The organism is Diaphorobacter sp. LI3 (genome assembly GCF_022807955.1).
GTDB classification, from domain to species: Bacteria; Pseudomonadota; Gammaproteobacteria; order Burkholderiales; family Burkholderiaceae_C; genus Diaphorobacter; species Diaphorobacter nitroreducens.
The window spans coordinates 42,454-62,737 of the sequence record NZ_CP094346.1; the positions used below are offsets into that span (position 1 = coordinate 42,454).

The 20,284-nt window shown below is 68.6% G+C and carries 21 protein-coding genes; 10 read left to right on the top strand and 11 right to left on the bottom strand.

Annotation, left to right across the window (positions count from 1 at the left end):
* Positions 1 to 42 precede the first annotated feature (42 nt).
* Positions 43 to 687, bottom strand: a complete 645-nt coding sequence (locus MRB47_RS00205; RefSeq protein WP_252101556.1) for a LuxR C-terminal-related transcriptional regulator — start codon at positions 685 to 687, stop codon at positions 43 to 45.
* A 54-nt stretch (positions 688 to 741) separates the two neighbouring features.
* Between MRB47_RS00205 and MRB47_RS00210 the strand changes: the two genes are divergently transcribed.
* Positions 742 to 1,995 (top strand): nucleoside recognition domain-containing protein, encoded by a 1,254-nt coding sequence (locus MRB47_RS00210; protein WP_252101557.1) that lies wholly within the window; start codon positions 742 to 744, stop codon positions 1,993 to 1,995.
* A 477-nt stretch (positions 1,996 to 2,472) separates the two neighbouring features.
* Positions 2,473 to 2,775 (top strand): DUF3297 family protein, encoded by a 303-nt coding sequence (locus MRB47_RS00215; protein WP_012655148.1) that lies wholly within the window; start codon positions 2,473 to 2,475, stop codon positions 2,773 to 2,775.
* A gap of 296 nt (positions 2,776 to 3,071) precedes the next feature.
* On the opposite strand, the gene MRB47_RS00220 is transcribed toward MRB47_RS00215, so the two are convergent.
* From MRB47_RS00220 to MRB47_RS00240, 5 genes are all read right to left on the bottom strand, one after another.
* Positions 3,072 to 4,259 carry an acetyl-CoA C-acyltransferase family protein gene (locus tag MRB47_RS00220; RefSeq protein WP_252101558.1) on the bottom strand — a complete coding sequence of 396 codons (1,188 nt, stop codon included), beginning with the start codon at positions 4,257 to 4,259 and terminating at the stop codon, positions 3,072 to 3,074.
* Positions 4,256 to 4,807: a DUF488 family protein gene (locus MRB47_RS00225; RefSeq protein WP_252101559.1), complete on the bottom strand. Its 552-nt coding sequence runs from the start codon at positions 4,805 to 4,807 to the stop codon at positions 4,256 to 4,258. Before MRB47_RS00225 ends, MRB47_RS00220 begins: the two co-directional genes overlap by 4 nt.
* Before the next feature lie 12 nt (positions 4,808 to 4,819).
* On the bottom strand, positions 4,820 to 5,035 hold the full coding sequence (locus MRB47_RS00230) for a DUF2945 domain-containing protein (RefSeq protein WP_011803488.1): 216 nt from the start codon (positions 5,033 to 5,035) through the stop codon (positions 4,820 to 4,822).
* Positions 5,036 to 5,146: 111 nt separating this feature from the next.
* Positions 5,147 to 5,650, bottom strand: a complete 504-nt coding sequence (cueR, locus tag MRB47_RS00235) for a Cu(I)-responsive transcriptional regulator (RefSeq protein WP_011803489.1) — start codon at positions 5,648 to 5,650, stop codon at positions 5,147 to 5,149.
* On the bottom strand, positions 5,647 to 5,844 hold the full coding sequence (locus MRB47_RS00240) for a heavy-metal-associated domain-containing protein (protein WP_011803490.1): 198 nt from the start codon (positions 5,842 to 5,844) through the stop codon (positions 5,647 to 5,649). The genes cueR and MRB47_RS00240 overlap by 4 nt, the downstream gene beginning before the upstream one ends.
* Positions 5,845 to 6,022: 178 nt before the next feature.
* Here MRB47_RS00240 and MRB47_RS00245 point away from each other — a divergent pair, with 178 nt between their 5' ends.
* Both MRB47_RS00245 and MRB47_RS00250 read left to right on the top strand, forming a co-directional pair.
* Positions 6,023 to 8,371: a heavy metal translocating P-type ATPase gene (locus MRB47_RS00245; RefSeq protein WP_252101560.1), complete on the top strand. Its 2,349-nt coding sequence runs from the start codon at positions 6,023 to 6,025 to the stop codon at positions 8,369 to 8,371.
* Between the two features lie 183 nt (positions 8,372 to 8,554).
* The gene (locus MRB47_RS00250) at positions 8,555 to 10,207 is read left to right on the top strand and encodes a methyl-accepting chemotaxis protein (protein WP_252101561.1); all 1,653 of its coding nucleotides are present in this window, start codon (positions 8,555 to 8,557) and stop codon (positions 10,205 to 10,207) included.
* Between the two features lie 185 nt (positions 10,208 to 10,392).
* Here the strand turns inward: MRB47_RS00250 and MRB47_RS00255 are convergent, their stop codons facing one another.
* The 5 genes from MRB47_RS00255 to MRB47_RS00275 all read right to left on the bottom strand — a co-directional run bounded on the left by MRB47_RS00255 (position 10,393) and on the right by MRB47_RS00275 (position 14,349).
* Positions 10,393 to 11,142 carry a sulfite exporter TauE/SafE family protein gene (locus MRB47_RS00255; RefSeq protein ID WP_252101562.1) on the bottom strand — a complete coding sequence of 250 codons (750 nt, stop codon included), beginning with the start codon at positions 11,140 to 11,142 and terminating at the stop codon, positions 10,393 to 10,395.
* 157 nt (positions 11,143 to 11,299) lie between these two features.
* Positions 11,300 to 12,424 (bottom strand): alkene reductase, encoded by a 1,125-nt coding sequence (locus MRB47_RS00260; protein WP_252101563.1) that lies wholly within the window; start codon positions 12,422 to 12,424, stop codon positions 11,300 to 11,302.
* A 265-nt stretch (positions 12,425 to 12,689) separates the two neighbouring features.
* Positions 12,690 to 13,298: a glutathione transferase GstA gene (gstA, locus tag MRB47_RS00265; RefSeq protein WP_135148374.1), complete on the bottom strand. Its 609-nt coding sequence runs from the start codon at positions 13,296 to 13,298 to the stop codon at positions 12,690 to 12,692.
* Between the two features lie 134 nt (positions 13,299 to 13,432).
* Positions 13,433 to 13,699: a YkgJ family cysteine cluster protein gene (locus tag MRB47_RS00270; RefSeq protein ID WP_123675410.1), complete on the bottom strand. Its 267-nt coding sequence runs from the start codon at positions 13,697 to 13,699 to the stop codon at positions 13,433 to 13,435.
* Between the two features lie 65 nt (positions 13,700 to 13,764).
* A complete protein-coding gene (locus MRB47_RS00275; RefSeq protein ID WP_012655161.1) occupies positions 13,765 to 14,349 on the bottom strand; it encodes an NADPH-dependent FMN reductase in 585 nt (194 codons plus the stop codon).
* A gap of 211 nt (positions 14,350 to 14,560) precedes the next feature.
* Here MRB47_RS00275 and mnmG point away from each other — a divergent pair, with 211 nt between their 5' ends.
* The 6 genes from mnmG to MRB47_RS00305 all read left to right on the top strand — a co-directional run bounded on the left by mnmG (position 14,561) and on the right by MRB47_RS00305 (position 20,278).
* On the top strand, positions 14,561 to 16,534 hold the full coding sequence (gene mnmG / locus MRB47_RS00280) for a tRNA uridine-5-carboxymethylaminomethyl(34) synthesis enzyme MnmG (RefSeq protein ID WP_252101564.1): 1,974 nt from the start codon (positions 14,561 to 14,563) through the stop codon (positions 16,532 to 16,534).
* Positions 16,531 to 17,211, top strand: coding sequence for a 16S rRNA (guanine(527)-N(7))-methyltransferase RsmG (rsmG, locus tag MRB47_RS00285; protein ID WP_252101565.1), 681 nt, complete (start codon positions 16,531 to 16,533; stop codon positions 17,209 to 17,211). The genes mnmG and rsmG overlap by 4 nt, the downstream gene beginning before the upstream one ends.
* A 34-nt stretch (positions 17,212 to 17,245) precedes the next feature.
* Positions 17,246 to 17,860, top strand: coding sequence for a LysE family transporter (locus MRB47_RS00290; RefSeq protein WP_011803500.1), 615 nt, complete (start codon positions 17,246 to 17,248; stop codon positions 17,858 to 17,860).
* Between the two features lie 16 nt (positions 17,861 to 17,876).
* Complete coding sequence (locus MRB47_RS00295; RefSeq protein ID WP_011803501.1) at positions 17,877 to 18,647, top strand: ParA family protein; 771 nt, start codon at positions 17,877 to 17,879, stop codon at positions 18,645 to 18,647.
* An 86-nt stretch (positions 18,648 to 18,733) separates the two neighbouring features.
* Positions 18,734 to 19,276 carry an RBBP9/YdeN family alpha/beta hydrolase gene (locus MRB47_RS00300; RefSeq protein ID WP_088887981.1) on the top strand — a complete coding sequence of 181 codons (543 nt, stop codon included), beginning with the start codon at positions 18,734 to 18,736 and terminating at the stop codon, positions 19,274 to 19,276.
* A 6-nt stretch (positions 19,277 to 19,282) separates the two neighbouring features.
* On the top strand, positions 19,283 to 20,278 hold the full coding sequence (locus MRB47_RS00305; RefSeq protein ID WP_011803503.1) for a ParB/RepB/Spo0J family partition protein: 996 nt from the start codon (positions 19,283 to 19,285) through the stop codon (positions 20,276 to 20,278).
* Positions 20,279 to 20,284: the final 6 nt, after the last annotated feature.

The window sequence follows — 20,284 nt, forward strand, 5'->3', positions numbered from 1 at the left end:
GGGCCGATTTGGCTTAAAACTTGTGTAGGCAGGGTACTGCGCTCAGGGCGCGGCTTCCGGCTCCGTCTCCAGGCTTTTCACCAGCACCGCGGCCTGGGTGCGGCTGTAGCACTCCAGCTTTTTCAGGATGGCCGTCACATGCACCTTGACGGTGTTCTCGGCCAGGCCCAGCTCGTGCGCGATCTGCTTGTTGAGCAGGCCATCGGCCAGGCACAGCAGCACGCGGAACTGCTGCGGCGTGAGCTGCGCGAGCTTGGCGGCCAGCGCAGCGTCGGCCTCGGAGCGCTCGGCCGCCATGGGCGGAAACCAGCTGCCGCCGGCCAGCACGGCCCGGATGGCCGCGCCCATGTCCTCGGCCGGGGCCGACTTGGGGATGAACCCCGCCGCGCCGAACTGCTGCGCACGGCGGATCACGCGCGGGTGGTCGTTGGACGAGATCACCACCACCGGCACCTGCGGGTACTCCCCGCGCACATGCAGCAGGGCCGAGAAGCCCCGCGCGCCGGGCATGGCCAGGTCCAGCAGCACCAGCTCCACCTCGGGGTGGTCCTGCAGCGCCTGGCCCAGCGTGGCGGCGCTGGCGGCCTCCAGCGTCTGCAGCGGCGCAAAGCGCTCGTGCAGCACCTGGATCAGCGCCGCGCGGAACAGCGGGTGGTCGTCGGCAACGAGCAGGGTGGGGGGCGGCATGGGGTGCAGTCTGCCACGGCGCACGGACGGGGCCAGCCGCTACCATCGAGTTCCATGGCACTCAACTGGGTCTGGACGGGGTTTTTCATCGTGGCGTTCGCCACCGCCGTGGTGCGCTGGCTGCTGGGCGAGGCGGGCATCTTCCAGGCCCTGCTGACGGCGCTGTTCGACGGCGCACGCGCGGGCTTCGAGATCTCGCTGGGCCTGGCCGGCATCATGGCCCTGTGGCTGGGCCTGATGCGCGTGGGCGAGCGCGCGGGCATGGTCGAGCTGCTGGCGCGCCTGGCCGGGCCGCTGCTCACGCGGCTGTTTCCCGCCGTGCCCGCCGGCCACCCCGCCCAGGGCGCGATGACCATGAACATCAGCGCCAACCTGCTGGGGCTGGACAACGCGGCCACGCCGCTGGGCCTCAAGGCCATGCAGGAGTTGCAGACGCTCAACCGCGAACCGGCGGGCACGGCCAGCAACGCGCAGATCATGTTCGTGGTGATGAACACGGCGGGGCTGACGCTGATCCCCACGTCCGTCATCGCCATCCGCCAGAGCGTGGCGCTGAAGCAGGGCCTGGGCGCGGGATTCAACGCGGCCGACATCTTCCTGCCCACGCTGCTGGTCACCTTCGCCTCGCTGCTGGCGGGCGTGCTGGCGGTGGCGCTCTTTCAGCGCCTGCCGATCTGGCGCGCGCGCCTGCTGCTGCCTTTGCTGGCCGTGGGCGGCGTGCTGGCGGCGGCGGTGGCGGGCCTGGCGCAACTGCCCGCAGAGCAAGCCGCCCAGATTGCGGGAGCCACGGGCGCGGGCGTGATCCTGGGGGTGGTGGCGCTGTTCCTGCTGGCCGGGGCCTGGCGCCGCGTGAACGTGTACGACGCCTTCATCGACGGCGCCAAGGAGGGCTTTGGCGTGGCGGTGCAGATCATTCCGTACCTGGTGGCCATCCTGGCGGCCATCGGCGTGTTCCGCGCCGCGGGCTGCATGGATGCGCTGCTGGCGGCCATCGGCGCAGGGGTGGCGGCGCTGGGGTGGAACACCGACTTCCTGCCGGCCCTGCCCGTGGGGCTGATGAAGGTGCTCTCGGGCGCCGGCGCACGGGGTTTGATGATCGACGTACTGCAGACGCACGGTGTGGATTCCTTCGTGGGGCGCCTGGCTGCCATCGTGCAGGGCTCCACCGAGACCACCTTCTACGTGCTGGCCGTGTACTTCGGCAGCGTGGGCGTGAAGCACACACGCCACGCACTGGCCTGCGCGCTGGTGGCCGATGCCGTGGGGCTGCTGGCCGCGATCGGTGTGGGCTACGCGCTGCTGCGCTGATCGCAACCTTCCCTCTTTCCCAAAAAAGCGCCTGACAAGGCGCTTTTTTTTGCGCCAAAGCCTCCTCAATCCCGGGCCGAGAAAGGGGTTTTGTGCGGCGCTGCGGTTTGCCACGGGTTGTTCTTTGTAGTTCTTATAAAGAATAGTCGTAGTAGTAGAGGGCGGCCCGGCCTGTGGGCAAGCCGATTTTTGTTTGACAGATCAAGCACTTGCGCTGCGCCAAAGCATGGGGACGGCCGCAGGCGCCTGCTGTACCGCAAATGGGGACAAGCCCCAGATGCGCCCCGCACCTGTGCATAACTGGCCAGTTGTGCCAGAACGCTCCGCAGACTTATCCACAAGGCGGCCTTCCCGGAAAGACTGCCGAACAAAAACGGCGAAAGCGGAGGCTGACACAGCGTTAGCAGCTCCTTTTTCAGGAGCGATGGAGACGTGGTACCGCGATGCAGGCCACAGCCGCCCCGGGATTGCGGGACAATGCAGGCCCTTTACTGCTTTCCGAGACCTTTCCCTGTGACCGACTCCGCCCTGCTCCCCTTGCCCGACCGCCTGGCCATCGACCCGCGCAGCCCGCACCATGTGGCGGCCGTGTTCCAGCAGGCGGCGGACATCGGCATCCGCTTCAACGGCAAGGAGCGTGTCGACGTGGAGGAGTACTGCGTGAGCGAGGGCTGGATCAAGGTGCCCGCCGGCAAGACACTGGACCGCAAGGGCCGCCCGCTGCTCATCACCCTCAAGGGCAGCGTGGAGGTGTTCTACAAGCCGGAAGCCGCGGCATAAAAAGAGCACCCGGTCCCGCCGGGTGGCTGGTGGGTGGGTGCCCGCTGGTTCATCGGCCCGGTAGTGGCCGCGCTACCCTTCCCCTCATGATGTCCGACGTACTGCCGTGGATGCGCAGCCTGCGCGCGTCGGTTCAGAAAAGCGCGGGAATCGGGTATGCAGCCCTAGGGTCGGATCCACTCAAGAGCTGCATGCAGGCGTTCTGATCGGCCGTGAGGAAGGCGCGGGATCGTTTGGTTGCTACTCAATCAGGAGCTAGCAACGCTTGATGGACAAGCGCTGAAGGCCAGAACGACTCAAACCCGCTCAAAGATCGCCGCGATACCCTGGCCGCCGCCGATGCACATGGTCACCAGCGCATAGCGCCCGCCCGTGCGGTGCAGCTCGGCAATCGCCTTGGTGGTGATGATGGCGCCCGTGGCACCCACGGGGTGGCCCAGCGAAATGCCCGAGCCGTTGGGGTTGACCTTGGAAGGCTGAAGGCCCAGCTCCTGCACCACGGCGCAGGCCTGGGCGGCGAAGGCCTCGTTGGCCTCGATGACGTCCATGTCCTGCACCTTCAGGCCGGTGCGCTGCAGCACCTTTTGCGTGGCGGGCACGGGGCCGATGCCCATGTAGGCCGGGTCCACGCCGGCCTGCGCATAGCCCACCAGGCGCGCCAGGGGCTTCACGTTCAGCGCTTGCAGGCGGTCGCCCGCCACCAGCACCACGGCGGAGGCACCGTCGTTGATGCCCGAGGCGTTACCGGCCGTGACCGTGCCGCCTTCCTTCTTGAACGCGGGCCTCATGCCGGCCAGCACGTCCAGCGTGGTGGCGGCGCGCACATGCTCGTCTTCCTGGAACAGCACGGTGCCCTTGCGCGTGGCGATTTCCACCGGAACGATCTGCTCTTTGAAGTAGCCTGCAGCGATGGCGGCGGCGGCGCGCTGCTGGCTGGCCAGGGCGAGTTGGTCCTGCATCTCGCGCGAAATTTGGTAGCGCTCGGCCACGTTCTCGGCGGTGATGCCCATGTGCATCTTCTGCCAGGGGTCGTGCAGGATGCCGAGCATGTAGTCGATGCTCTTGCTGTCGCCCATGCGCTGGCCCCAGCGCGCGCCCTGGTCGAAGTAGGGGCCGCGGCTCATGCTCTCGGAGCCGCCGCCCACGGCCACATCGCAGTCGCCATAGCCAATGGCCTGGGCTGCGCTGATGATGGCCTGCAGGCCCGAGCCGCACAGGCGGTTGACGTTGAACGCGGGCGTCTCGATGGGGCAGCCGGCGTCAATCGCCGCCACGCGGGAGAGGTAGGCGTCTTTGGTGTCGGTGGGGATCACGTTGCCCATGACCACATGGCCCACAGCGTCGGGCGCGATGCCGGCGCGCGCGATGGCGGCCTTGACGGCGGTGGTGGCAAGCTGGGTGTTGGGCACGTCCTTCAAGCTGCCGCCGAAGGTGCCGATGGCGGTGCGGGCGGTGCTGACGACGAAGACTTCGCGGTGGGTCATGGGGCAGATACGGTGGTTGGAGGTGGATAGGTGACCGTACCGTCCGGGTGGACCTGCGCGGCCGGGGTGAGTGTCGCACTCTCGGTGCGCGCGCCCAGGATGTGGCGCACCGCGCCGCCGGCGGCCAGCACGTGGTCGGTGATGATGCGGCGGTGGCAGCGCCACCACACGGCCTCGGCGCACATGATGGCGCAGGGCTCGCGTGCCGCGGCCGTGCGCAGCGCGGCCAGCGCGGCGCGAAAGGCGGGCTGCAGCGCGTAGTCGGCGTAGTTGTGGAAGCTGCGGTTGTCCCAGTAGCCGTTGGTGGTGGGCGGCACGCCGCGCTGCAAGGAGCGGCGCCCGCCCAGCGCCGGCATGTGGGTGTAGGCGATGCCCTGCGCGGCCAGCGCGCCGGGCAGCCGGTCCTCGTGGAATTGCGGCTGGCGCAGCGAGCGCGGGATGGCGCGCACGTCGATCACCCGTGTCACGCCTTCGCGCTGCAGCAGCGCGATGAAGTCCTGCACCGCCAGCGTGGAGTGCCCGATGGTGTAGAGCGGCGGCGCGGCCATTGCGTGTGCCGCTCAGCGGGCCAGGCGGTGCAGCGCGCTGCCTTTGTGCAGGGCGACATGGTCGGTCTTGTCGCTCTGGATCTCGTACTGCGGCTCTTCGGCGCTGGCGTGGTGGGTGTAGCCCTTCCACTGCAGCGCGCGGGTGTGGACGGCGGTGATGCGCCCGCTGACGCGGCCGGCCTCGGAGTTCCAGCTGACGTGGTCGCCCACCTTGAAAGGGTGTGCCATGGCATGCCTCCTGCAGGGTGTGTCAAGGCGGCCATTGTGGCCCGGCCGGCGGGTTGGTTTGGGGTGTTTTAGGCATCCAGCGCCCTTTCCACAAGCGCTGGCAGCTATGAATTAAATAGCGACGTCGGCGGCGCCGCTATTCGGGATGCCGGCCATGGCCAGATCGTCCAGGATCGGGCAGTCCGGCCGGTCGTCGCCGTGGCAGCAGTGCACCAGCGCCTGCAGGCTGCGCTGCATGGCCTGCATGGCGGCGATGCGCTCGCTCAGGTTGTCGATGTGCGCCTGGGCGATGCGTTTGACCTGGCTGCTGGCGCGCTGCTTGTCCTGCCACAGGCCGAGCAGGGTGGCGATCTCCTCCATCGAGAAGCCCAGGTCGCGCGCGCGGCGGATGAAGCGCAGGGTGTGCACATCGGCCTCGGTGTACTGGCGGTAGCCGCTGTCGGTGCGCGCCACGCCGGTCAGCAGGCCCAGTGATTCGTAGTGGCGCAGCATGCGCGCCGAGACGCCTGCGCGCTCGGCGGCGGTGCCGATGGCCACGGGCCAGTCCAGCGCGGCCGCGGGCCCGGCGCCGTCGCTGGGCACGCGGTGGGCGGGGCGCCGCGGCGCGGTGCTCATGCGGCGACCTTGTAGCCTTCTTCCTGGATGGCGTTGGCCAGCGCTTCGCGCGACTTGTCGCTCTCCACGATGACCTGGCCGGTGGGCAGGTCTACCTTCACGAGGGCGTCGGTGTCGACCTGGCGCACGGCGTGCACCACGGCGCGTTCGCAGTGGCCGCAGGTCATTCCCTGGACTTGAAATGTGTATTGCATGATGGTCCTCTCGATCAAAGGGCGGTGGATGGGTTGCGGGCCAGCGGGTGCCCGACAGCTGCATCATGAAGCCTGACATGGTGTCAAAGTCAAGCGGGGACCCGCGCGGCCTGCCGCTTGACCTTGCCAGCATGTCAAGGTTTAAGGTGCGCCCTGTATCGATTCCAAGGTGGCTTTCATGACTTCTGCTTCCCTTTCCCCTGCCGCATCGGGCGACGCCCCCGCGGGCACGCTGGACCTGGGCATTGCCGGCATGACCTGCGCGAGCTGCGTGGGCCGAGTGGAACGTGCGCTGCGCAAGGTGCCGGGCGTGCAGGACGCCACGGTGAACCTGGCGACCGAGCGCGCGCACATCGTGTTCGACGCCGCCAGCGGCGGAGGCATGGAGGCGCTGGCACGCCGCGCCGTGCGCAATGCCGGCTACGAGCCGCGCAGCGTGGAGGAGCAGGAAGCGGGTGAGGAGAGCGCGCAGTCGCCCTGGGCAGGCTTCACGCCGGTGGCCGTGGGGTTGCTGCTGTCGGCGCCGCTGGTGCTGCCCATGCTGGGCGATCTGTTCGGCTTGCACTGGATGCTGCCGGCGTGGGTGCAGTTCATCCTGGCCACACCGGTGCAGTTCATTCTGGGCGCGCGCTTTTACAAGGCGGGCTGGCATGCCGTCAAGGCGCTCACGGGCAACATGGACCTGCTGGTGGCCATCGGCACCAGCGCGGGCTACGGCCTGTCGCTGTGGCTGTGGGCCACGGCCGAATCCACCCATGGCGCAGGGCACACGCTGCACCTGTACTTCGAGGCATCGGCCGTGGTGATCACGCTGGTGCTGCTGGGCAAGTGGCTGGAAGCGCGCGCCAAGCGCCAGACCACGGCCGCCATCCGCGCGCTGCACGCGCTGCGCCCCGAGGTGGCCCACCTGCTGGGCCGGGACGGCGAGGTGGACGTGCCGATTGCCGAGGTGATGGCCGGTGACCGGCTGGTGGTGCGCCCGGGCGAGCGCATCCCCGTGGACGGCACGGTGGTGGAAGGGCACACGCAGGTGGACGAATCCATGCTGACCGGCGAGCCGCTGCCCGTGGCACGCAGCGCCGATGGCCCGGAGGGCGGGGCGCTCACCGGCGGCTCGATCAATGGCGATGGGCGCATCGTGATGCAGGTGACGGCGGTGGGGAGCGAGACGGTGCTCGCGCGCATCATCCGCCTGGTGGAGGATGCGCAGGCGGCCAAGGCGCCCATCCAGCGGCTGGTGGACAAGGTGTCGGCGGTCTTCGTGCCGGTGGTGCTGGCGATTGCCATCGTCACGCTGCTGGGCTGGCTGTGGACGGGCGCGGGCGTGGAGGCTGCACTGATCCATGCCGTGGCGGTGCTGGTCATCGCTTGCCCCTGTGCGCTGGGACTGGCCACGCCGGCGGCCATCATGGCGGGCACCGGCGTGGCGGCCAGGCACGGCATCCTCATCAAGGATGCCGAGGCGCTGGAAACCGCCCACCGCGTGCAGACCGTGGCCTTTGACAAGACCGGTACGCTGACCGTGGGCCGCCCGCGCCTGACGGCGTTTCACGTGGAACCAGGGGTGGATGAGGCGGCACTGCTGTCGGCTGTGGCCGCGGTGCAGAGCGGCAGTGAGCACCCGCTCGCACGCGCCGTGGTGAGCGCCGCCCAAGAGCGTGGCCTGCCTGTTCCTGCGCCCGACGGAGTGCGCGCCGTGCCCGGCCGTGGCACCGAGGGCGAGGTGGCAGCGCGCAGCTATCTGGTCGGCAGCCTGCGCTGGATGCAGGAGCTGGGCGTGGACCTGGGCCCGCTGGCCGATCGTGCGGCCACGCTGCAGGCCGAAGGCGCCACCGTGTCCGCGGTGGCCGAGCGGGTCGCGCAGGACCCCAGCGGCGCACGGCCGCCCGAAGCCGCGAGCACTCCCTTGGGGGGCAGCGAGGACACGATAGTGCCGAGCGCGGGGGCGCACTATGTCTTGCGCGCGCTGCTGGCCTTTGGCGATGAGCCCAAGCCCGGCGCACGCGAGGCACTGGCGCAACTGCGCGACCAGGGCGTGCGCTGCGTGATGATCTCTGGCGACAACCGCGGTGCGGCCGAGGCCATGGCCCGCCGCCTGGGCCTGCAGCCGGAGGCCGGCGAGGTGATGGCCGAGGTGCTGCCCGGCGACAAGGCGGCGGCGGTGAATGCGCTGAAGGCGCAGGGCCATGTCGTGGCCATGGTGGGCGACGGCGTGAACGATGCGCCCGCGCTGGCCGCGGCCGATGTGGGCATGGCCATGGGCAACGGTACCGACGTGGCCATGCACGCGGCGGGCATCACGCTGATGCGCGGCGACCCGCAACTGGTGGCGGCGGCGCTGGACATCTCGCGGCGCACGGTGGCCAAGATCCGCCAGAACCTGTTCTGGGCCTTTGCGTACAACGTGGCGGGCATCCCGCTGGCGGCGCTGGGCTACCTGAGTCCGGTGGTGGCGGGGGCCGCGATGGCGCTGAGTTCGGTCAGCGTGATGACCAACGCGCTTTTACTCAAGCGCTGGCACCGGTGATCGGTGGATAAACGCGACAGAAAGATTCTTATTTCTCTGGCAATATGCAACGTTTTGTTGCATATTGGCGCGCGGCTTCTTCGTAAGTCACGCGCAAGCCATTGCCTGACAGGGTGACGGGTTGCGCGACGCACATCATGGGAGGGCGGCCCGCCGGGGGCTGCACACGACAAGGAAACGGTGATGAATATTTACGCGCTCATGCGGCTCTTCACGATCCGCCTGCGAATGATCGGCGCCATTGGCGTGGTACTGGGCCTGTTGGGCCTGCTGGGCGGTGCCGGCATGCTGGGCATGTTCCGCATCCACGGGCTGGCCCAGGACTTCGTCAGCCAGCCGCATGCCGCGGTGAAGCTGATGGGCCAGCTGCGCAGCGAGATGGGTGAGATCCGCCAGCACGAGAAGGACATGATCATCCACTACGAGCGCCCCGAGTCGGTGCGCGCCGCGCACGACCGGTGGCTGGCGTCGCTGGACCGTGCGGGCAAGGTCACGGCCACGCTGGGCCAGATCTGGCAGGGCGAGGACCTGGCCGAGGCGAAGGACGTCGCCAAGCACCTGGTGGCCTACCGAGAGCAGTTCGCACACGTGGCGCGCCAGCTGGAGGCCGGCGGCTACGACACCGCCACGATCGCCAACCGCATGAGCGGCAAGGCGGTGGAGCAGTTCAACATCGCCACCGAGAAGGTGGCCGCGCTGGACAAGCGCCTGGCCGCCGAGGTGGACAGCGCCATTGCGCACCAGGACCGCGTCACCGACCAGACCAAGTGGCTGTTCGCCCTGGCGGTGCTGATCACTGTGGTGGTGGTGGTGCCGCTCACGCTGCTGAACATGGTGTCCATCTGCCGCCCGCTGGAAGTGGCCCGCGCGATGGCACAGGCGATCGCCGGGGGCGACCTGTCTCAGCGCATCCACGTGGAAGGCCGTGACGAGGCGGCCGACCTGCAGCGCGCGCTGCTGGACATGCAAAACGGCCTGGGCGCAATGGTGGCGCAGGTGCGCGACGCGAGCAGCAACATCGCCACGGCCAGCCAGGAGATCGCCACCGGCAACCAGGACCTGTCCGGCCGCACCGAGCAGACCGCCAGCAACGCACAGGAAGCCGTGGCAGCGCTCTCGCAGCTCACCGCCACGGTGCAGCAGACGGCGTCGTCCTCGCAGGTGGCCAACCAGCTCGTCACCTCGGCTTCGGGCATCGCCACGCGCGGTGGCAAGGTGGTGCAGCAGGCGGTGAACAGCATGCACGAGATCTCCTCCTCCAGCCGCAAGATCGGCGACATCATCGGCCTGATCGACTCCATCGCCTTCCAGACCAACATCCTGGCGCTGAACGCCGCGGTGGAGGCCGCGCGCGCGGGCGAGCAGGGCCGCGGCTTTGCCGTGGTGGCGGGCGAGGTGCGCAGCCTGGCGCAGCGCAGCGCGGCCGCAGCCAGCGAGATCAAGGGCCTGATCAGCTCCAGCGTGACGGCCGTGGAAGGCGGCGTGCGCCATGTGGAAGATGCCGGCAAGGCCATGCAGGAGATCGTGTCCAGCGTGCAGCGCGTGACCGACATCATTGGCGAGATCAACTCCGCCGCTTCCGAGCAGGCGGGCGGCATCGGCGAGGTCAACGCCTCCGTGGGCGAGATCGACCGCATGACGCAGCAGAACGCCGCGCTGGTGGAAGAGTCCGCCGCGGCGGCCGAGTCGCTGCGCGAGCAGGCCGCCCGCCTGTCCCAGGTGGTGAGCCAGTTCCAGTTGGCCGACGACGGCCACGCGCCCGCGGCCTTCACGCGCACCGGCGCGCCGGCCCCCGCGCTGCGGGGCGGCGACACGCCGCGCCTGAGCGCCGCTTGAGCGCTGCATGACGCACGCGGCGGCCGGGCGCCGCCGCAAGTTTTCAACAAACCCTCCTTGCGCACCTTCGGGTGCGTTTTTTTGCCCCTTGGTTGTGCGGCCTGTGATGGCGCGCAAGGAAGTTAGCAGATTGCTATTTAATAAGTAGCTGCTAGCGCTTACTGGGCGGGAGTTAGAGCCGATTTTTATGCCGATGCCAGCAGGCGCGGCACGGATGCCACCAGCAGCGCACCGCCCGACAGCGTGAGCAGGCCCAGCACGATCTGGCGAAAGCGGACCTCGCTGATGCCGATATACAGCCGCGTACCCAGCAGCACCGGCACCAGCACGGCCGTGGCCACGATGCCGAAGGCAGGCAGCATGTCGCGCGTGACCAGACCCTTGGCCAGATAGGTGGCCATGGCCACGGCCAGCATCGCCAGGTTGAAGTTCTGCACCACGGCGCGCTGGGTGTCCTTGGGCAGGCCGCGCAGCGTGCACCACAGCGTGGGCAGCACGCCCGTGAAGCCGCCAATGCCGCCCATCACGCCGCCGCATAGGCCCACCACGGCGTCGGCCGTGCGCCCGCCCCAACGCACCCGCGGCAGGCTGCGCGCCATCAGCATGGCGGGGCACCAGCACACCAGCAGCGTGCCCAGCAGGGCTTTGAACCAGTGGGCGTTCAGGTGGGGCAGCAGGCTGGCGCCCACGGGCACGCCCACCAGGCCGCCCAGAATGAACGGCCACAGCAGGGGGGCATTGAAGCCGCGGCGCATGGTCACCGCAGCCAGCACCTGGCCGGTGAGCGAGCCGAACACCGCCAGCGCCGCCGCCAGGTGCGGCTCCAGCACCCAGACCCAGAACGACATGGCCACCATGCTGAACGCAAAGCCCGACAGGCCTTGCACGAAGCCCGCCACGACGGCGCCCAGGACGAGGACGGCCGGTGTCTCCATGCATGTCTGCCTGCTGCCCGCGGGTCCCCATGGGCGTACCCGCTTTTGTTTTGATAGCTGCCAGCGCTTTCCCCATCAGCGCTGGGGCCATTTTCTATATCCATCCATGAAGCATCACGCCCGGCGCCGGGCGTGATGCTTGGCGGGGGCGTCCGCGTCAGGCCGGTGCCTGCTCCAGCGCGGGGTAGTCGATGTAGCCGTGCTCGCCGCCGCCGTAGAACGTGGTCTTGTCCCAGGCGTTGAGCGGGGTGCCCCGCCGCAGGCGCTCCACCAGGTCGGGGTTGGAGATGAACGCGCGGCCAAAGGCCACGATGTCGGCGCGGCCGCTGGCCAGCGCCTCCTGGGCCATGTCGCGGTCGTAGCCGTTGTTCACCATCCAGGCGCCGCGCCCGCCCGCGCTGCGGTAGGCGTTCTTGAACGCGGCGTAGTCGAAGGGGCGGCCCTCCACCTCGCGCGGGCCGCCGGTGGCGCCCTCGATCACGTGGATGAAGGCCAGGCCCAGCGGCGCCAGCTCGCGTGCCAGGTGTTCAAACAGCGGCTGCGGGTCGCTGTCGCGGATGTCGTTGGCGGGCGTGACGGGCGAGAGACGAATGCCCACGCGGCCGCCGCCGATGGCGTCCACCACGGCGCGCGTCACCTCCACCATGAGGCGCACGCGGTTGGCGATGCCGCCACCGTAGTCGTCCTTGCGCTGGTTGGCGCCGTCCTTGAGGAACTGGTCCAGCAGGTAGCCGTTGGCGCCATGGATCTCCACGCCGTCAAAGCCCGCCGTCTGCACCGCGTTGCGCGCGGCGGCGGCGAAGGCATGCACGATGTCCGGCAGTTCCTCGGCCGCCAGCGCGCGGGGCTCGGACGTGGGCACGAACTGGCCCTGGCCGCTGGCCGCGTCCACCAGGTAGGTCTGCGATTGCGCGCGCACGGCCGACGGCGCCACGGGCGCGCCGCCCTCCGGCTGCAGGGCAGTGTGCGACACGCGCCCCACGTGCCACAGCTGGGTGACGATCTTGCCGCCGCGTGCATGCACGGCCTGGGTAACGCGCTTCCAGCCGTCCAGCTGCTCGGTGCTGTACAGGCCCGGCACGTCGGAATAGCCCTGGCCCTGGTGGGTGATGGCCGTGCCCTCGGTGATCAGCAGGCCGGCGCTGGCGCGCTGGGCGTAGTAGGTGGCGGTGATGTCGCGCGGCACGGCCCGGGGCGAGCGGTTGCGCGTCAGCGGCGCCATGGCGATACGGTTGGCCAGGTGCAGGTCACCGGCCTGGATGGGATCGAACAGAGTGGGCATGCGACTTCAGTACCTTCTTGCAAAGCGAACCGCGGGAGGTGCGGAACGCATCAAAGGTTACCGGTATCGCTCAAGGCGTGCAGTACACCCAGGCGCTGCAGAACCACGGGTTCTGTGCTACGTCAAACAGGGAGGGGGTACGGCGGTGGGGCCGGCTGGCGGCCCTGGATGGCGCCGGGCGTGCGGCGCGCGGGGGGATTTTTGCGGTGAGGCGCCGGCACGCACAAGCCGCGCCCCGCAGATGCCGGGCGCGGCCATATGGGCCTTACTTGAGCAGGCCCTCGGCCTTCATGGCGGCCTGCACGGCGGGGCGGGCGGCGATGCGTTCGCGGTAGGCCGCCAGGTTCTTCAGTGCGGAGATGTCCAGGTTCACGGCGGGGGCCCAGTTGGTCACCGTGAACAAGTAGGCGTCGGCCACGCTGAAGTGCTCGCCCATGAGGTAGGGCTTGTGGGCCAGTTCGCCGTCCACCCACTTGAGGCGGCTGAGCAGTTGCTCATGCACCAGGGGCTTGTAGTCTGCGGGGGTGGTGGGCTTGAACAGGGGGCTGAAGCCCTTGTGGATCTCGGTGCCGATGAAGGTCAGCCACTCCTGCAGGCGGTAGCGCGCCAGCGTGCCGTTGGCGGGGGCGAGGTTCTTGTGCGGCGCCTGGTCGGCCAGGTACTGCACGATGGCGGGGCCTTCGCGCAGGCGCGTGCCGTCGTCCAGCTCCAGTACCGGCACGTAGCCCAGGGGGTTGATGGTGTAGTAGTCGGTGCCGTCCTGCAGCTTGTGGCTCTTGGTGCTGGCCAGCACCGAGGTGTGGGCCAGGCCGGCTTCGTGCAGCACGATGTGCGGGGAGAGCGAGCAGGCGCCGGGAGAGTAGTAGAGCTTCATGCGGTCTTGTCCTTTCAAGAGAGTGATGAAGAAAATCTCCGCAGCGCATGCTATGCCGACCTGCGCGGGTCTGCCATGCCAAGGCCTTTGTGGGGGCGTTTCCCCGCGGCGCTGCGCCTGGGGGCAAGGCGGCCTCAGCGGGGCGTGGACGGCTGTGTGGCCTGTTCCATGAACGCCAGCCAGCGCATCGCGTGCGCGCGGCTGTCGCCGCACATGGCGGGGCTGGGCCGCAGCGAGGCGCACACCGCGGGGCGTTCGGGCCGGCCGAAGATGCGGCAGCGTGCGTCGTCGTCCAGTTGCACGCAGCGCATGCCGGCCGGCTTGCCGTGCGGCATGCCGGGAATGGGCGAGGAGATCGACGGCGCCGTGCAGCAGGCGCCGCAGCCGGGGCGGCAATCCATGGCGCTATTTAATTCATAGCTGTCAGCGCTTGCTGAATATGCGCTGTTGCCGGATTTTGCTTCTGTCACGCGGTGCCGTGCAGCCGCCCGGCAGCCCACAGGACCTGCTCCACCACGCCGCGCACGTGGGCGGCTTGGCTTGCGTCGACCAGCTGGCCCTGGGCGTCGAAGGCACTGGCCGCGCGCGGCAGCGCGAAGTGGCGCGGCGCCAGCCAGCATTCCAGGTTGAGCAGCAGCGGCGCCAGGTGGCTTTGCGACCGAAGGCCGCCCAGTGCGCCGTTGGACGCGCTGAGCATGCCCACCACCTTGCCCGCGAACGGGCGTGTGCCGTCACTCCATTCCGCGTGTCCGGCCACGGGGCTGGAGGCCCAGTCGATGGTGTTCTTGAGCAGGCCGGTGTAGCTGCCGTTGTATTCGGGCGAGCAGATCACCCAGGCGGGGTGGGCGTCCAGCACTTCCTTCAGCCGGATCACGTCGGCCGGGGTGCCCGCGGTCTCCAGGTCGGCGTTGTAGAGGGGGATGTCGAAGTCGGCCAGCTCCAGCAGCGTGACCTCGGCGCCGGCGTCGCGCGCCATGTGTGCGGCCACGGCGGCCAGGCGGCGGTTGAATGATTGGGTGCGGGTGCTGCCCGCGAACACGAGGAACTTCATGCGCGGGATTGGAGCACAGCCTGGACACACTTTTCCTGCGCGGTTTCACGTGAAACAAACCCCGCCGCGCATCGGGGTGGCAAAGATGGGAAAATCACGGGTTCCCCGCCGGGCCGGCAGCGCAGGCGCGAGGGTGGGGCGGTACCGGCGCCGTGAAAGCCGGGCTTGTTCACCGTTTGACAGGGCCGCAGCGGGCCCGGAGCACCCCACCATGTTGTACCCCCAGGATTTCGATGTCATCGTCGTTGGCGGAGGCCATGCCGGCACCGAGGCCGCGCTGGCCGCCGCACGCATGGGCAGCCGCACGCTGCTGCTCACGCACAACATCGAGACGCTGGGGCAGATGAGCTGCAACCCCAGCATCGGCGGCATTGGCAAGGGCCACCTGGTGAAGGAAGTGGACGCGCTGGGTGGCGCCATGGCGCTGGCGACCGATGAGGCGGGCATCCAGTTCCGCATCCTCAACAGCAGCAAGGGCCCGGCCGTGCGCGCCACGCGCGCGCAGGCCGACCGCATCCTCTACAAGGCGGCCATCCGCCGCATGCTGGAGAACCAGCCCAACCTGTGGCTGTTCCAGCAGGCGGTGGACGACCTGATGGTGGAGGGCGACCGCGTGGTGGGCGCCGTCACGCAGGTGGGTATCCACTTTCGCAGTCGCACGGTGGTGCTGACGGCGGGCACCTTCTTGGACGGCAAGATCCATGTGGGCCTCAACAACTACGCGGCCGGCCGCGCGGGGGATCCGCCGGCCGTAAGCCTGTCGGCACGCCTGAAGGAGCTGCAGCTGCCCCAGGGGCGCTTGAAGACCGGCACGCCGCCGCGCATCGACGGGCGCAGCATCGACTTCAGCCAGTGTGAGGAGCAGCCCGGCGACGGCATGCCCGGCGGCGTGAACGAGGGTGCTGTGCCTGTGTTCAGCTTCATGGGCAGCACGGCCATGCACCCGCGCCAAGTTCCGTGCTGGATCACGCACACCAACGCGCGCACGCACGAGATCATCCGCAGCGGCTTTGACCGCAGTCCCATGTTCACCGGCAAGATCGAGGGCGTGGGCCCGCGCTACTGCCCCAGCGTGGAGGACAAGATCAACCGCTTTGCCGACAAGGAAAGCCATCAGATCTTTCTGGAGCCGGAAGGGCTGACCACGCACGAGTTCTACCCCAACGGCATCAGCACCAGCCTGCCGTTCGATATCCAGTACGACCTGGTGCGCTCGATGCGCGGCCTGGAGAACGCGCACATCCTGCGGCCGGGCTACGCCATCGAGTACGACTACTTCGACCCGCGTTCGCTCAAGAGCAGTTTCGAGACGCGGCAGATCCAGGGCTTGTTCTTCGCCGGCCAGATCAATGGCACCACAGGGTACGAGGAGGCGGCGGCCCAGGGCCTGTTCGCCGGTATCAACGCCGCGCTGCAATGCCGGGGGGAGGGTGCCTGGGTGCCCGCGCGCGACGAGGCCTATCTGGGCGTGTTGGTGGACGATCTGATCACCAAGGGCGTGACCGAGCCCTACCGCATGTTCACCAGCCGCGCCGAGTTCCGCCTGCAGCTGCGCGAAGACAACGCCGACATGCGCCTGACCGAGGCGGGGCGTCGCATGGGTTTGGTGGACGATGCGCGCTGGGACGCTTTCAGCCGCAAGCGCGATGCGGTTTCACGTGAAACAGAGCGCTTGAAATCGACATGGGTGAACCCGCGCAACCTGCCCACGGTGGAGGCCGAGCGCGTGCTGGGTAAAGCCATCGAACATGAATACAACCTCTTCGACCTGTTGCGCCGTCCGGACGTGGGGTACGACGCACTGACGACCATGGATGGCGGCAAGTATGCGAGCGAGGCTGTTTCACGTGAAACGCTGGGCGAGCTGAGTGCGCCCGTGATCGAGCAGGTCGAGATTGCCGCCAAGTACGCGGGCTATATCGACCGCCAACGGGACGAGGTGCAGCGCGCCGCGCACTTCGAGAAGCTGCGCCTGCCCGAAGATCTGGACTACATGCAAGTGGCGGCCTTGTCGATCGAGGTGCGGCAAAAATTGCAGAAGCACCGGCCGGAGACGTTGGGCCAGGCGTCGCGCATTTCCGGGGTGACACCGGCGGCGATCTCGCTGCTGATGGTCCACTTGAAGAAGGGCGGTTTCAAGGGGTTTGCCCCGCAGTCGGCGGATGGGGTGGAGACGGTCGCATGAGCGTGGTGTCGAACACAAGCCTTGAGCACGCCTTGCGTGAGGGCGCCAACGCCTTGGGGTTGGATCTGTCGGAAGCGCAAATCACACAGCTATTGGACTTCCTGGCGCTGCTGCAAAAGTGGAACAAGGTCTACAACCTCACGGCGGTGCGCGATCCGCAGGAAATGCTCACGCACCACCTGCTGGACAGCCTGGCTGCCGTCCCGCCGCTGCGCCGCCATGTCGCGCAAACGGGGCAGGGCAGTGCGGCCCGCCCGGGCGCGCGGCTGCTGGATGTGGGATCAGGCGGGGGCCTGCCTGGCGTGGTGTTCGCCATTTGTTGCCCGGAAGTGGATGTGAGTTGCGTGGACACCGTGGCCAAGAAGGCAGCGTTCATCCAGCAGGCGGCGGGCACCCTCGGTCTGTCCAACCTGCATGGCATCCATGCGCGCGTGGAAACGCTGGCCGGTCCGTTCGATGTGGTCAGTTGCCGTGCCTTTGCCGCGCTGGCGGACTTCACCGCCTGGTCGCGCCAGGCACTGGCACCGCACGGCGTGTGGCTGGCCATGAAGGGAAAGCACCCGCACGACGAGATTGCCGCGCTACCGGCGGACGTAAGCGTGTTTCACGTGGAACAACTCACTGTGCCGGGCCTGCAGGCCGAACGCTGCATCCTCTGGCTGCGCCCCGTCGCGTAAACTCAAGCCCCCTCCCGCTTCGCAAGGCGCTCCCATGTTCGGCATTGCAGACTACGGCGCATTCGTCGCCGCCATCGTGTTGTTCCTCGCCATCCCGGGGCCGGGCAATCTGGCGCTCATCACTTCCACCGGCAAGGGCGGTGTGCGCGCCGGCATGGCCGCCTGCATGGGCGTGATCGCCGCCGACCAGGTGCTCATGTGGATGGCGGTGGCCGGCGTGGCGGGCCTGCTGGCCGCGTATCCGGCGGCATTCCATGCCGTGCAATGGCTAGGCGCCGTCTACCTGGGCTGGATGGGCTACAAGATGCTCACCGCCAAGCCGGGGGATGCGCCGGTGCTGAACATCGCGCCGCGCCACTACTTCCGCCAGGGGGCGGTCATCACGCTGCTCAACCCCAAGGCCATCGTGTTCTACATGGCCTTCTTCCCGCTGTTCGTGAACCCGGCCACGCACCGCGGGTTGGTCACCTTCGCCGCCATGGCCGCCACCATCGCCACGCTCACCTTCCTGTACAGCCTGGTTGTGGTGCTGCTCACGCACTTCCTGGCCGAGCGCATGCGCGCCAACCCCACGGTGGCGCGCGTGTTGGAGAAAACGGCGGGCGTGTTCCTCATCGGCTTCGGCGTCAAGCTGGCCATTTCCAAGTAATAGCGAATTGCCCCGCATGGCCAAGATCTTCTGCATTGCCAACCAAAAGGGTGGGGTCGGCAAGACCACCACTTCCGTCAATCTGGCCGCAGGCCTGGCCAAGATCGGCCAGCGCGTGCTGCTCGTGGACCTGGACCCGCAGGGCAATGCCACCATGGGCTCGGGCGTGGACAAGCGCGCGCTGGAGCTGTCGGTGTACGACGTGCTGCTGGAGTCGGCCTCGGTGCCTGAGGCCGCCGTGCTGTCGGAGCAGTGCGGCTACCGCGTGCTGGGCGCCAACCGCGAACTCGCCGGGGCAGAGGTGGAACTGGTGCCGCTGGAGCAGCGCGAACGCCGCCTGAAAGCCGCCCTGGCGGCGGTGGACTCCGACTACGATTTCGTGCTCATCGACTGCCCGCCCTCCCTGTCCATGCTCACGCTGAACGGCCTGTGCAGCGCCCACGGCGTCATCGTGCCGATGCAGTGCGAGTACTTCGCGCTGGAGGGCCTGACCGATCTGGTGAACACCATCAAGCAGGTGCATGCCAACCTGAATCCCGACCTGCAGATCATCGGCCTGCTGCGCGTGATGTTCGACCCGCGCATCACGCTGCAAAGCCAGGTCAGCGAGCAGCTCAAGGACCACTTCGGCGACAAGGTGTTCGACACCGTGATCCCGCGCAACGTGCGCCTGGCCGAGGCGCCCAGCTACGGTTTGCCCGGCGTGGTGTTCGATCCCGCGGCCAAGGGCAGCCAGGCTTTTCTGGAGTTCGCGCGCGAGATGGTGGAGCGCGTGAAGCGCATGTGATGCCTGGCCAAGGTCTTACCGGTCAAAATGGCCTCCAAGGCTTATTGGATAAGCGCTATCAGCTATATAAATAATAGTGACACCGCATGAACCCCTCGCAGATCCTCCTCCTGCCCGGCTGGCAGAACTCCGGCCCCGGCCACTGGCAAACCGAGTGGGAGCGGCTGCACGGCTACCAGCGCGTGCAGCAGCACGACTGGATGCGTCCGTTGCGCGGCGACTGGTCCGCGCGGCTGGAAGAGGTCGTGGCCGATGCGCCGGGCGAGGTGGTGCTGGCCGCGCACAGCCTGGGGTGCATCCTCACCGCTTGGTGGGCGGCGCACACCCGCCACGCGCACAAGGTGCGCGGCGCGCTGCTGGTGGCGCCGGGTGATGTGGAGCGGCCCGACCTGGCCGCGCAGATCCCCGGTTGGGCGCCCATCGCGCGCCAGGTGCTGCCCTTTCCGGCCGTGCTGGTGGGCAGCCAGGACGATCCTTACTGCAGCTTTGAGCGTGCGCAGACGCTGGCCGGTGCGTGGGGCGCACGCTTCGTGGACTCTGGGCCCCGCGGCCATATCAACGCCGATTCCGACCTGGGCGACTGGCCCGAAGGGCACGCACTGCTGCGCGCATTGATGAACAAGGACTGAAGACACATGGTCACCAAGAAACCCAAGGGCCTGGGACGCGGCCTGGAAGCACTGCTGGGCCCCAAGGTGGCCGACAAGGCGCCCGCCGGCGCCAACGCAGCGGGTGCGGCAGACGGGCCGGTGAGCACGCTGGCCCTGGACCGGCTCGTGCCCGGCATCTACCAGCCGCGCACACGCATGGACGAGGGCGCGCTGTACGAACTGGCCGAATCCATCAAGGCCCAGGGCATCATGCAGCCGATCCTTGTGCGTCGCCTCGACGACGAACAGGCGCAACAGCGCCGCCAGGAGCGTGCATCGCAGGGGGCTTCGGCAGCAATGGGCGCCCTCAGCGCCAGTGGGCCGTTGTACGAAATCATCGCGGGCGAGCGGCGCTTTCGCGCCTCACGCCTGGCGGGCCTGGCCGAGGTGCCGGTGCTGGTGCGCGACGTGCCCAACGAGGCGGCCGCGGCCATGGCGCTCATCGAGAACATCCAGCGCGAAGACCTCAACCCGCTGGAAGAGGCCCAGGGCCTGCAGCGCCTGATCCGCGAATTCGGCCTCACGCACGAGCAGGCGGCGCAGGCCGTGGGTCGCTCGCGCAGCGCGGCGAGCAACCTGCTGCGCCTGCTGAACCTGGCCGAGCCGGTGCAGACCATGCTCATGGCCGGCGACATCGACATGGGCCACGCGCGCGCGTTGCTGTCGCTGGAGCGCGCGGCGCAGATCACCGCGGGCAACCAGATCGCGGCGAAGAAGCTGTCGGTGCGCGAGGCCGAGAGCCTCGTCAAGAAGCTGGGTGCGGAGTTCGCCCTCACGCCGCAAAAGCCCAAGAAGGACAAGTCGCGCGACCTCAAGCGCGTGGAGGAAGAGTTGTCCGACCTGCTCATGGCCGAGGTCGAGGTGCGCGTCAAGAAGCGCGTCAAGCGCGGCAGCCGGGTTGAGGAGATGGGCGAGCTGGCCATCCAGTTCGGCTCGCTGGAGGCGCTCAACGGCCTCATCGAGCGCCTGCGGGGCGGCTGACGCCGC